At 72.0% G+C, this 12,304-nt stretch carries 12 protein-coding genes; 4 read left to right on the forward strand and 8 right to left on the reverse strand.

Annotated elements, in window-relative coordinates; translation table 11 throughout:
- Positions 1-418 precede the first annotated feature (418 nt).
- Positions 419-1,477, forward strand: a complete 1,059-nt coding sequence (locus ACQEWB_RS40065; protein ID WP_432840102.1) for a hypothetical protein — start codon at positions 419-421, stop codon at positions 1,475-1,477.
- A 43-nt stretch (positions 1,478-1,520) separates the two neighbouring features.
- Here the strand turns inward: ACQEWB_RS40065 and ACQEWB_RS40070 are convergent, their stop codons facing one another.
- Both ACQEWB_RS40070 and ACQEWB_RS40075 read right to left on the reverse strand, forming a co-directional pair.
- Entirely contained in the window at positions 1,521-2,216 is a 696-nt protein-coding gene (locus tag ACQEWB_RS40070) for a TetR/AcrR family transcriptional regulator (RefSeq protein ID WP_432840104.1), read from the reverse strand.
- 182 nt (positions 2,217-2,398) lie between these two features.
- Complete coding sequence (locus ACQEWB_RS40075; protein WP_432840106.1) at positions 2,399-3,010, reverse strand: TetR family transcriptional regulator; 612 nt, start codon at positions 3,008-3,010, stop codon at positions 2,399-2,401.
- Positions 3,011-3,170: 160 nt separating this feature from the next.
- On the opposite strand from ACQEWB_RS40075, the gene ACQEWB_RS40080 reads away from it, so the two are divergent.
- From ACQEWB_RS40080 to ACQEWB_RS40090, 3 genes are read left to right on the forward strand one after another with little or no spacing between them, the layout of a single operon-like run.
- Positions 3,171-4,250: a 3-oxoacyl-ACP synthase III family protein gene (locus tag ACQEWB_RS40080; RefSeq protein WP_432840108.1), complete on the forward strand. Its 1,080-nt coding sequence runs from the start codon at positions 3,171-3,173 to the stop codon at positions 4,248-4,250.
- On the forward strand, positions 4,247-5,839 hold the full coding sequence (locus ACQEWB_RS40085) for an acyl-CoA carboxylase subunit beta (protein ID WP_432840110.1): 1,593 nt from the start codon (positions 4,247-4,249) through the stop codon (positions 5,837-5,839). Before ACQEWB_RS40080 ends, ACQEWB_RS40085 begins: the two co-directional genes overlap by 4 nt.
- A 32-nt stretch (positions 5,840-5,871) precedes the next feature.
- Positions 5,872-6,144, forward strand: a complete 273-nt coding sequence (locus tag ACQEWB_RS40090; protein ID WP_432840112.1) for an acyl-CoA carboxylase epsilon subunit — start codon at positions 5,872-5,874, stop codon at positions 6,142-6,144.
- A gap of 26 nt (positions 6,145-6,170) precedes the next feature.
- Here ACQEWB_RS40090 and ACQEWB_RS40095 read toward each other — a convergent pair whose 3' ends face one another.
- The 6 genes from ACQEWB_RS40095 to ACQEWB_RS40120 all read right to left on the reverse strand — a co-directional run bounded on the left by ACQEWB_RS40095 (position 6,171) and on the right by ACQEWB_RS40120 (position 12,303).
- Entirely contained in the window at positions 6,171-6,752 is a 582-nt protein-coding gene (locus ACQEWB_RS40095; protein ID WP_432840114.1) for a TetR family transcriptional regulator, read from the reverse strand.
- Between the two features lie 87 nt (positions 6,753-6,839).
- Positions 6,840-8,471, reverse strand: a complete 1,632-nt coding sequence (locus ACQEWB_RS40100) for an FAD-dependent oxidoreductase (RefSeq protein WP_432840116.1) — start codon at positions 8,469-8,471, stop codon at positions 6,840-6,842.
- A complete protein-coding gene (locus ACQEWB_RS40105) occupies positions 8,455-9,738 on the reverse strand; it encodes an MFS transporter (protein ID WP_432840118.1) in 1,284 nt (427 codons plus the stop codon). The genes ACQEWB_RS40100 and ACQEWB_RS40105 overlap by 17 nt, the downstream gene beginning before the upstream one ends.
- A gap of 22 nt (positions 9,739-9,760) precedes the next feature.
- Positions 9,761-10,636: an SAM-dependent methyltransferase gene (locus ACQEWB_RS40110; protein WP_432840120.1), complete on the reverse strand. Its 876-nt coding sequence runs from the start codon at positions 10,634-10,636 to the stop codon at positions 9,761-9,763.
- 1 nt (position 10,637) lies between these two features.
- Complete coding sequence (locus tag ACQEWB_RS40115) at positions 10,638-11,435, reverse strand: class I SAM-dependent methyltransferase (RefSeq protein ID WP_432840122.1); 798 nt, start codon at positions 11,433-11,435, stop codon at positions 10,638-10,640.
- 148 nt (positions 11,436-11,583) lie between these two features.
- Positions 11,584-12,303: a hypothetical protein gene (locus tag ACQEWB_RS40120; RefSeq protein ID WP_432840124.1), complete on the reverse strand. Its 720-nt coding sequence runs from the start codon at positions 12,301-12,303 to the stop codon at positions 11,584-11,586.
- Between the last annotated feature and the right edge of the window lies 1 nt (position 12,304).

A 12,304-nucleotide genomic window follows, 5' to 3' on the forward strand; every position in this document is an offset into this window, starting at 1 on the left:
TCTGTGGCGGATGGTGGTTGCCCGAGGCGCAAATGTGGTTGAGAGCTGGACGAACGGCGCTCGTCCCATGGATTCCACAAGCGTTGAAATTCGCTCTTGCCGGAGTCAACTCCTCTGCCGTACGGTCACGTTGGAGACGGCACGTATTCCAGACCCCGGAGCTCCCCCACGAGCATGCTCCGGGTCGTCAGGTGCCGCTGCGAACAGCGATCCCAGCTCTGCGTTCTGCATTTCCGCGCTGCAAAGGCGCTCCCAACGGGGGGAGCACTGTCAGACACCGGGGGGTGTTCGGCGTGCGCAGACTTCCGCGGCGAGAGCCGCCGGGCGACGGCACCGGCCGTCGCCGCGGCGCGGGCGGCCCGGGCGGGTGTGACCGACCCGCACTTCCCAGCAGGCTTTCCACAGCTTTGGAGACGTCGTGCCAGTCGTCAGCGCGCCCGTCGTGGTTCTGCCACGCCATCAGGTGACCACCGATGAAATCCTCGGCATGCTCGCGGAGCGGTACCCGGACCATCCCCGGATGCCGAGCGTGCGCAAGGCCATCACCGCCTCGACCGTACGCACCCGCTGGTACTCGAGGCCGCCGGCCCGGCAGTTCGACCCCCGGATGTCGGCCGCCCGGCGCATGCGCGAGCACTTCCGCGACTCCCTGGACCTCGCGGAGCGGGCGGCCCGCCAGGCGCTCCTGGAGTCCGCCCTCGACCCCCTCGACGTGGACGGGCTGGTCGTCACCAGCACCACCGGCTACGCCATGCCGGGGATCGACATCCCGCTGATCGAGCGCCTCGGCCTGTCCGCGTCCGTGCGCCGGGTGCCGGTGACCCAGATCGGCTGCGGCGGTGGCGCGTTCGCCCTCGCCAAGGCGTTCGAGCTGGTGCAGGCCCGGCCGGGATCGACGTATCTCGTGGTGTGCTCGGACATGTTCAGCCACTACCTGCATCCCGCCGACACGGGCATGGACGGGATGATCTTCAAGGGGCTGATGGGCGACGCGGCCGGCGCCTGTGTGGTGCGGCCGCAGTCCGACGGCCCCAGGATGGAACTGACCCGGTCCTTCGAGTACGTACAGCCCGGGAGTTACGACATCGTCGGCACGACCGTCGACGGCACGGGCCTGCATCTCCACAACGCGCCGCGACTGCTCGGCGTGATTCCGGAGCTGGCCGCGAAACTGGCCCGCTGGCTGGAGCTCACCGCGCCCGCGGGCGCCGATCCCGTGCCCGGTTTCGTGGTGTCCCACAACGGGGGTCCGCGGATCATGGACGCCATGGTCCAGGGCCTGGGCTGTGACCCGAGGGTGATGGACGCCGCCCGCGACTCGCTGCGCGACCTCGGCAACACGGGTGCGGTCTCCGTGCTCGACGTACTGGAGCGGACCTACGCCAAGCCCCCCGCCGACGGGGAGGGGGGCGTCCTGCTCGGCGTCGGCCCCGGAGTGTGCCTGTACGCCCTCAAGTGCGTGTGGCACGCGATGTAGAAAGCCGTCGGGGCTCTGGCCCGGCCCCTCTTCCGCGCGCCGGTCAGGCGCGCGGATCCAGGGTGGTCAGCCGCAGTTCGAGGGCGGGGGTCACCCAGTTCACGAACTCCTCGAAGTCCATCGAGGCGAGCGGCTCGACATGCAGTACGTAGCGCAGGATCGCGAGGCCGGCGAGGTGGCCGGAGGCCAGGCCGGTGCGGATCTCCGCGTCCGGGTGGTCCTTGTAGTTGGGGCGGTTGGCCCAGTTGCCGATGCTGGTCTCGATCCTGGCCCGCAGCACGTCCGAGGTGGCGTTGTCGGCGAGGCCGGCACGGTAGATGGCCGTCATCGCGTACCGGGTGTCGGGGTTCTCCCAGAAGGTCAGGTACGAGCGGGTCAGCCACTCGGCGTCGGACATCGTCGCCGATCCCTCGCCCTCGAAGACGCCCGAGACACTCAGCGAGGAGTTGACCGCCGCGTCGAAGACGCCTTCCTTGTTGCTGAAGAAGTGGTGGACCAGCGCGGGATCCACCTCCGCGTCCTCCGCGATCGCGCGGATCGTCGTCCGTGCGTAGCCGCGCTCGGCGAAAAGGTGGAGCGCCGATTCCAGAATCTGCTCACGCGTGCCGCTGTCGCCGGGCCGGCGCCCGCTGCGGGCACGCTGCGGGCGGGGCTTCTTCGCAGGGGAAGCCCCCGTCCGCGAGGTCGAGGTGGACTTTCGGGCAGGAGTGGCGGAACCGTCCGCGCGCCTGGATGTCATGGAATCACTGCACTTCATGGGGGCTTGCCAACGAGTAATTCACTGCACAGTGAAAACATCGTAGCAGGCCGGACGTACGGAATCCATCCACAGGCGCCGCTCAGGAAAGCCCTGTCCGTTTCCGGCCGTTGGCGCGCCGGACGCCCGTCCGTCGGGTGGTCTTCGCCCTTCCGTTCGCCGGCCTACCGTGCGTCTGCCGGTCCCAGCAGCGTACGCCGCAGCCCCGGGGTGATGATTTGTATCACCGTCTCGACGTCCGCGGAGGCGATTGCAGTCGTCCCCGTCAGATGCCGGGCGACCACCGTGCCGCCGAGCTGGGCGCCGAACAGGGTCGTGCGCAACACCGCCTCCTCGCCGGGGAGTTCACGGTCGACCGAGCCGTTGAGCACCTCGGCGATGCGCTCGCGCCAGACCGCGGAGGCCTCCCGGTCGGAGAGGGCGATGCGGAACACCTCGATCAGCGGCGACTCCCCGTCCTCGCCGGGCTCCCACAGGGCCAGGAAGGTGCGGGCGAGCCGGGCCGGCAGGTCCTCGTCCACGCCCTCCGCGAGTGCGGGCCCGAGCAGCCCGGCGACCCGGACCGTCCGCTCGACCAGCGCGCCGAAGACCGCCGCCTTGTCGGGCAGCAGCTCACGCGCGTATCCGGGTTCCAGGCCGGCCGTCGCGGCGAGGTCCGCGAAGTCGGTCTGTCGGTAGCCGCGTTCGGCGAACAGGGCGCGGCCCGCCGAGATCAGGGTCTGGGTCGCCTCGGCCCGGGTGTCCTCCCCGGCGGTCGCTGTGGTGGAGGCGGTCATGGTGAGCATCTCCCGTTGGGTGAACGTCGGGACGGCGCCGGACGCGCCGCACGATAATTCATTCTTAAGTGAACTCTCTCCGTGTTGAATTAGTCAAGCGGCTCTGCGATGATTTCAACGCATGGTGAGTTAGAGGCTCGCCGCTGCCCGAGGAGGAATCGTGCAGTCCATCGGCATCACCGGAGTGGGCTCGTACCTGCCCGAGACGGTCATCAGCAACGCGGAGATCGGGCACGGCGCCGGCGTGACCGACGAGTGGATCGTCCGCAAGACCGGCATCCGCGAGCGGCGCCGCGCCGCTCCCCACGAGGCCACCTCGGACCTGGCCGCCGTGGCCGCCCAACGCGCCCTGGACCGCGCGGGTCTGACGGCCGGTCAACTCGCGTACATCGTGGTCGCCACCTCCACCCCCGACCACCCCCAGCCCGCCACCGCCGCCCTGGTCCAGGACCGCATCGGCGCCCGCCGGGCCGCCGCCTTCGACGTCAACGCGGTGTGCAGCGGCTTCGTCTACGCCCTCAAGACGGCCGAGCGGCTGCTCGCCGGGGCCGCCCCGGGCGAGCCGCGCCACGCCCTCGTCATCGGCGCCGACATCTACTCCCGCATCCTCGACTACTCCGACCGCCGCACGGCCGCCCTCTTCGGCGACGGCGCGGGCGCGGTGGTCCTCGGCCCCGTCCCCGCAGGGCAGGGCCTGAAGCACGTCTCCCTGGTCTCCCGCGGCGACGCCCACGGCCTGATCCGGGTCGAGGCCGGCGGCAGCCGACAACCGGCCTCGCCGAGCACGGTCGCCGAGGGCGGCCACTACTTCCGCATGGACGGACGCGGCGTGCGCTCCTTCGTCCAGCAGAACCTGCCGTACGAGATCGGGCGTCTGCTGCGCGGAGCGGCCGTACTCCCGGACGCCGTACGCCACTTCGTGCCCCACCAGGCCAACGGCATCATGCTCGCCGAGCTCTGGCCCGACCTCGGACTGCACCGCGCCGCCCTCCACCTCACGCTGGAGCGGTACGCCAACACGGGCGCCGCCTCCGTGCCGGTCACCCTGGCCGAGATCGACCGCGCCGGCGCGGTCGCCCCCGGCGAGCTGGTGGTGCTGGCCGCGTTCGGCGGCGGGATGAGCGTCGGTACGGCACTGCTGGAGTGGACGCTCGGCGGCGCGCCGGCCCGCCCGGCCGTGGACGGCACGTTCCCCGAACTCCTCACCGCGGGCGAGCCGTTCTCGCCGGTCGCCTCATGAGCCCCCGCGAGCCGGGCACGCCCGGGAACGCGCCCGCGACGGGCATCCACGGCCGCGCCGCCGCCCTGCGCGCCCTCAAGGACGAGATAGCACAGGGCCCGGACGAGAAGTCCACCGCGGCCCAGCACGCCAAGGGCAAGCTCACCGCCCGCGAACGCATCGCGCTCCTCCTCGACGAGGGCAGCTTCCACGAGGCGGAGCAACTGCGCAGGCACCGCGCGTCCGGCTTCGGCCTGGAGGACAAGAGGCCGCACACCGACGGCGTGATCACCGGCTGGGGCACGGTCCACGGCCGCACCGTCTTCGTCTACGCCCACGACTTCCGCATCTTCGGCGGCGCCCTCGGCGAGGCCCACGCCGAGAAGATCCACCGCATCATGGACCGGGCGGTGGCCGCCGGCGCGCCCCTCGTCTCACTCAACGACGGCGCCGGCGCCCGCATCCAGGAGGGTGTCACGGCCCTCGCCGGCTACGGCGGCATCTTCACCCGCAACGCCCGGGCCTCCGGAGTGATCCCGCAGATCAGCGTGATGCTGGGCCCGTGCGCGGGCGGCGCCGCCTACTCGCCCGCCCTCACCGACTTCGTCTTCATGGTCCGCGAGACCTCGCAGATGTTCATCACCGGCCCGGACGTGGTCCAGGCGGTCACGGGGGAGCGGGTCTCGCTCGGCGGCCTCGGCGGCGCCGATGTGCACGCCGAGGTGTCGGGGGTCGCGCACTTCGCGTACGACGACGAGGAGACCTGCCTGGAGGAGGTCCGCTACCTCCTCTCCCTGCTCCCGCGCAACAACCGGGAGACCCCGCCGACCGTCCCCCTGGACGACCCGGCGGACCGCAGCTGCGAAGCCCTCCTGGACCTGGTCCCCGCAGACGGCAACCGCCCCTACGACATGCGCCGCGTGGTCGAGGAACTGGTCGACGACGGCGAGTTCCTGGAGATCCACGAACGCTGGGCGGCCAACGTGATCTGCGCGCTGGCCCGCCTCGGCGGCCAGGTCGTCGGAATCGTCGCCAACCAGCCCCTGGTCCAGGCCGGCGTCCTCGACATCGACGCCAGCGAGAAGGCGGCCCGCTTCGTGCAGATGTGCGACGCCTTCAACATCCCGCTGGTGACACTGGTCGACGTACCGGGCTTCCTCCCCGGGGTCGCCCAGGAACACAACGGCATCATCCGCCGGGGCGCGAAGCTGCTCTACGCCTACTGCAACGCCACGGTCCCCCGGATCTCCCTGATCCTCCGCAAGGCCTACGGCGGCGCGTACATCGTCATGGACTCCCGCTCGGTCGGCGCGGACCTCTCCTACGCCTGGCCCACCAACGAGATCGCGGTGATGGGCGCGGAGGGCGCCGCCAACGTCATCTTCCGCCGCCGGATCAAGGCGGCCGACGACCCCGACGCGACCCGGCGCCAACTGGTCAAGGAGTACCAGGCCGAGCTGATGCACCCGTACTACGCCGCCGAACGCGGCCTCCTGGACGACGTCCTGGACCCGGCGGACACCCGCCGCGTCCTGGTCGAGTCCCTCCGCATGCTGCGCACGAAACACGCCGACCTGGCGGCCCGCAAGCACGGCAACCCGCCGCAGTGACAGACGACTTGGACGACGTGAAGGAGCGCCGGATGGCGACATCGGAGACGGAGACGGAGACGGAAACGCAGCCGGAGCCGGAGACACAGCCCCTGGTCCGCATCCTGCGGGGCGGGGAGCCGGCCCCGGACGAACTCGCGGCCCTGACCGCGGTGTTGCTGGCGCGAGCGGCGACGACGGCAGAGGCGGAGGAAGCGATCGCGGCCGACGAGGAGGAGGTACGGGTCGTCCCGCTCTGGGAACGCACGGGCCCGGCGGCCGCCCCCGCCCTCCCGTACCGCTCGCCGGTGAGCTGGCGCAACTGAGCAACGCAGGGCGCCCGTTGCCCAGATCACAGAGGCGAGGGTACGTGCAGCGCCAGGGCGGTCCGCATCGACGGGGCGACGAGTTCGGCGAGGGCCGGCACGGAGAGGTCGGCGATGGGGCGCAGACGCAGCATGTACCGGGTGAACGCGACCCCCAGCAGCTGCGCGGCCAGCAGCCCGCTCCCGGCGGCGGCCCGCTCCCGCCCGAGTACGCCGGTCAGGCTGCTGGTGAACTGCTCGTGCAGCATGTGGCGCAGATGCTCGGCGGCGCGTTCATTGGTCGCCGCGCAGCGCAGCAACAACCGCAACGAGCCCTCGTCGGAGTCGTCCTCCCAAGGCGCGAGGAAGTGAACGACGAGCGTCTGCGGAAGCCGATCCGGCTCCGTCCCCGTGAGATCGGGCAACCCCAGATCGACGTCGAGAGCCGCGTCGAAGAGCTGCTCCTTGCTGCCGAAGTAACGCATCACCATCGACGGATCTATGGAAGCGCCGGCAGCGATGGCCCGTATGGTCGCCCGCTGATACCCGTCGGCGGCAAAACGCACCCGAGCAGCCCGCAGGATCGCCTCACGGGTACGGAGGGAGCGAGGTGACGTGGGGTGGGTCATGGCGCGAGGCCTTTCGGATGACGAGGGCACGAGGCCTTTCGGATGACACGGGGGTCCAGGGGGCGGAGCCCCCTGGGCAGGGCCACGTCAGGCCTGTTCGATCTCCGCGGGTTCCACCGCCGACTCGGACTCACGTTGCTCCCCCGAAACCGTCACCGCCCCCACCTCGACCCCCCGCCGAGCCACCGGCCCCTCCGCCCCACACCACCGAAGCAACGCCTCCCGAACCCGCCCCTCGAACCCCGAACCATCCCCGTCCCCGTCCCCGTCCGCGTCCACCCAAGCCGCATATCCATCCGGCCGAACCAACACCCCGGCCACACCCCCGAGTTCACCCACCGGCCCGGCGACCACCACAGGACACACCCGCGACCCCCAGGCCTCAGCGACCCCGGCACCCAGCCCGTCCACCGTGAGATCGAGCAACACGAACCGCCCGTCCCGCATCAACTCGTACAACCGAACCGGCGCAGCCCCAGGCCGCGGCACCGTCACATCAGGCACCCGCCGCCCAACCCGCACCGCACCTCCCCGGCCACGCCGCAGCCCCCGCTCACCCCGCCCCGAATACCCCGCCCGCAACCCCGAGATCGCCTCCCCGGCGATCCGCCGCCCCCGCCGTCGCCCGAGCACCCCCGCCAGCACCACCCGCCGAGCCGCCGTGACCACCCCCGAAGGACTGGTCGCCAGCGAAGTCGCCCGATCCGTGGCCCGCAGAATCCGTTCCGCCTGCGGCCGCCGTTCCGTCTCGTAGGAGTCGAGCAGTCCCGCCGGCGCCCACCCCTGCACCGCGGCCGCCAGCTTCCACCCCAGATTCACGGCGTCCTGGATACCCAGGTTGAGACCCTGACCCCCGAGCGGCGAGTGGAGATGCGCCGCATCCCCGGCGAGCAGCACCCGCCCCGTCCGATAGCTGTCCGCGATCCGCTGATGGATCTTGAACCGCGCCAGCCACTCGGCGTCGTACGGCCCCGGATCGAACCCCAGCGAAAGCCGCAGCAGTTCGCTCAGCTCCTCCAGCGTCACCGGCTCCCGAGTCCACGGCCGATCCCGCCGCGCCACCGCGATCCGGTACAGCCCGTCGCCGTAGGGCACCGAGACCATCACCCCGCCGCCCCCGGACAGCACCAGCACATCGTCCGGCGGCGGCTTGCGCAGCCGCACATCCGCGAGGACCGGCGCGATGTCGTACGTACGACCGCGAAACGCGATGCCGGCCAGCTCCCGCACCGCGCTGTGGGCACCGTCGCACCCCACGACGTAGTCGGCGCTCTCCTCCCACTCCCCGCTCTCGGCGCGCACCTGGAGCACCACACCCGAGCCGTCCTGCTCCAGCCCGAACACCTCGGCCCCGCGCTGGACGATGACCCCGAGGTCGAGGGCGTGCCGCTGGAGCACCTCCTCGGTCCGGCTCTGCGGGATGACGTGCAGTGCGGGGAAGCGTGTGTCGAGTTCCGTGAAGTCGAGCACCGCGCCCCGCGCGGGCACCATGCGCCCGACGGGCCGCCCGACCGCGGTCAGCGCGTCGGCGTGTCCGCGCAGGTCGAGCACCTCCATCGTCCTGCTGTACAGGCCCATGGCCCGGGACTGTTCGGACGTGGTGGTACGGCGTTCCAGGACGGTGCAGGACACTCCGGCGGCGGCCAGTTCACAGGCCAGCGCGAGTCCGGTGGGTCCGGCCCCGACGACGATGACGGACTGCTCAGGCGCGTTGGCCATGGGTTCCTCCTTGGACGTCGGTGAGCGGTGCGGCCGGTGCGGGCGTGGCGCCGTTCGCGGTGGCCGGTCGGCTGCACCGCGCCGCCCACGCCCCGGCGCCGAGGACGAGGGCCCCGAGCAGCAGCCAGCCCAGGGCGCCCTGCCGCACCACGAGGAAGGTGACGACCAGCGGCCCGTAGGTGTTGCGTGCGGCGTTGCCCAGGCTGAAGAAGGCGAGATAGACCTGCCGGCGGTCCTCGGGGGCGAGTTCGTACGAGATCGCCCAGGCCCCCGCCTGCTGGTGCATCTCGGCGAACGCCTGGAAGGCCACCGCGGCGAGCAGCACCGCGACGGCGTACGGCGTGGGCAGCGCCCCGGTGATGGCCAGCGCACCGCAGCCCACCGCCAGCAGCATCCCGCTCAGCCCCAGCGCCCGCCCGCCGTCCGCCGCGGTCTCCGTCGCGCGGGTCGCCCGCACCTGGAACAGCACCACGACCACGGTGTTGAGCACCACCGCCCAGGCGATGACGGCGCGGGGGAGGACGGAAGGATGTGCCAGCACCCACAGCGGTACGCCCGCCGTCAGCACCGTCACATGCAGACTGACAAGGGAGTTGAGCGCGGCGAGCGCGGCGAACCGGCGGTCCCGGAAGACCCCGAGCCGCTCCCGCCACGGCAGCGGCCGAGCACCGGCCGGCCCGTCGCCCGCTCCGGTCCGCAGCCGCGCGACCAGCACCGCGGCCACCACGAACGACACCGCATTCGCGTATACGACGCCCAGATACACGGCATCGCTGTCCGCCACCAGCACAGCCCCGGCCACCAGCCCCCCGAGCGCGAGCCCCAGGTTCTGAAGCGACCGCGCCCGCCCCATCGCCCGCACCCGTTCCGAGCCCTCGACGGCCGTACCGAACAAGCCCTGCAGCAGCGGCGAGGCCGCGCGGTCGGCGACGGCGAGCAGGGACACCACGCACAGGAACGGCACGAAGCCGGAGGCGAGCGGATACACGGTCAGCAGCGCGGCCCGCACCAGGTGCGCTGCCATCAGCGTGCAGCGCGCCCCGGCCCGGTCCGCCAGGATCCCCGTCGGCACCAGCAGCGCGAACGACAGCGCGCCCGCGACGGACAGTCCGACGCCCACCTGTCCGTCGCCCAGGCCCAGATACCGGGTGAGGAAGACGACGGAGACCGACATGTAGAGCCCGCTGCCGAGGGCGTCGACGAACACGGCGGCGAGCAGGGCGAGCGCCGTTCCCGGCAGCCGCCCCCGCTCGGCGGGACGCTTCATGTCGGCCTCCGTCCAAGGGAGTTCAGGGGAGTTCGGGCTCGGGCGACCCGGAGTAGTAGTCCCGCATCAGGTCGTCCACCCACTCCGGCTGTACGACCTCCTCGCGCGGCCCGAACTGCCTCAGGTACGGCTTGATGTCGAGCACCGGCGTGCCGTCCACCGCGTCGAGCCCCAGGACGTGCACGTCGAGCCCGTCCACCTTCAGCAGCCGGCAGCGCGAGACACCGATGCGGTTGGGCCGGTTCTTGCCGCGCTGGGCGAAGATCCCGGCACGGGGCCACTCGGGGTTGTTGCGCGGATGCCGGGCGGCCGTCTGGATCTTCTCCGGCGGCACCCGGTGGAAGTGGAAGACGACCTCGAGATGCGAGAAGGAGTCCAGCGAGAGCAGCGCCTCGGGAGTGAAGCGATCCGCGTCCAGCCGGATCACCGAGGCCACGTCTCCCCAGTGGTCGTCGGTGAGTTCACGCCGCTCGTTGTGCACGTACGCCACCGGCACGAGGTCCGCGACCGCCTCCGGCGTGGGCCGCCGCCCGGCGTCGGGCGACCACACTTCGTCCCGTACGAGGAGTTCGCCCGCGGTGGCGCGCTGCACCGTCAGATAGATCTCCTCCCGCCGTACGCCGAGGAGTTCGGCGAGCCGCTCCTGCAACACCCGCAACAGCGCCCCGACCTGGTCCGTGCCGTAGCTCTCCTTGCAGATGACGAGCCCGACCGGCGCCGGGTGCTCGGAGTCGCCGCGCCACTCGGGGCGGTGGTAGGTGCCGGGCCTGAGCTGCTGCCACCACACCCAGCACTGCTCGGCGGGCAGGCCGAGCAACTCCGTGACCGCGTCCGCCAGTTGGGCCAGGGCGGTGGCGCCGGGGCTCTCGGCGGGGGAGTAGAGCCTGATCACCGGCATCTCAGCGCACCCCGCCCAGCGGCTTGACGCCGATCAGCATGCAGGTGCGCACGGGGATGAAGAACTCCTCGCCCTCCTGCCGGATGCCCAGCGCCGCGCGCCGCTCCTCGGGTGCCTCGGTCAGCCGGCGGCGGATGGCCCGCTCGGCCTCGGCGCCGGACGAGGCGATCTCGCACCACCGCTTCACCGGCACACCGGTACGGCTCTCGGACTGCGAGCCGCGGGCCACCGGGACGTTCAGCCCGGCGCCCTGGAGGAAGGCGATCCATTCCGCGAGGGTGTAGCTGCGTACGTGGGTCGGGTCGTGCAGGACCTCCAGCTCGTGGTTGAGCGCGTCGGTCTCCGGGTCCTCGTGCCCCTCCAGGTCGATGACGGCGAGCCGGCCGCCGGGGCGCAGCAGCCGCGCCATCTCGCCGACCGCCTGGGGCATGTCCTGGAAGTGGTGGGGCGCGAGCCGGGAGACGACCAGGTCGAACGAGCCGTCGGGGAAGGGGAGTTCCTCGGCGACGGCCTGCGCGGTCTCCACTGTGGCCGACCGCTCGGCGGCGAGCCCGCGGAAGGACTCCAGCATGGACGGCGCGGGGTCCACGCCGACGAGCCGGGACGGGTGCTCGTCGGCGAAGGACAGCGCGAGATGGCCCGCGCCGCAGGCGACGTCGCAGATCGCGGCGCCCGTCTGCGGGCCCAGCGTCTCGTGCAGCGCCTCCATCGTCGGGCTCGACCGGTGCACCTCGCTGGTGGCGAAGTTGTCGGCGATCTTGTCGAAACGCCGGCTGGAGAGCGTCTCGCTGGCGGACATGTGGTCCTCTTTCCTTCGGGCGACAAGGCTGGGCGGATACTGCTGGATGGCTGGATGGCTGGATGGCTGGATGGCTGGATGGCTGGATGGCTGGCGGACGGTGGACGGCGGACGGCGGACGGACTGGGCGGGTGTTACTGACGGACCGTCACCATTCGGCGCCCACCAGTGAGGTGAGCGCCGCGAGTGGGTCCCGGGCCGGACCTGTACCGCAGGGGTGGAGGGTGTGGCCGAGCCCGTCGAGCACATGGACCCGGACGGCGGGGGTGTGGGTGCCGATGACATGGCGGGCGGACCAGTCGGCGTACATGCCCGGGTCGAAGACGGCGGGCGGCAGCTTGTCGTCGGTGGCGTCGGCGAGGTAGCCGACCAGGTCGTGACCGCCGTAGACGAGCTCGACGGCCGGGATCCGGGAGGTCAGGAAGACGTCCTCCTCGACCACCGTGCCCACCAGGACCACCCGGTCGGCGCGCGGCGGGGCGCCGTCCTCCAGGAGTCGGAGCAGGGACTGGCCGCCGAGCGAGAACCCGACCAGGGAGAGCGGGCCGGTGGCCAAGTGACGGCTGCTGGACAGGAGTTGGCCCAGTCGCTCGGCGCGTACCCGCTGGTCCTCCTCGGTGGCGGGCGACTTGGGGTCGCGGGGCGGCAGGTCGCAGTCCAGGACCTGTGCCCCGTCCGCGACCAGACGCTCCGTCAGCTGCCCGAGAAGCCGGTCGTCCCGGCCCCCGCCGTCGAGGGCCGAGACGCTTCCGGGGCCCGCGAGCAGCACGGTGGCGTTCGCGGGCGCCGCGGGGAAGGACCGCCTCGTGCGGTAGGCGGTCCCGCCCCGGTCCTTGTGCCAACGGAGGTGGCGGTGGACGGTGGTCACC

The sequence above is a fragment of the Streptomyces sp. CA-249302 genome (genome assembly GCF_050936785.1).
Lineage (GTDB): Bacteria > Actinomycetota > Actinomycetes > Streptomycetales > Streptomycetaceae > Streptomyces.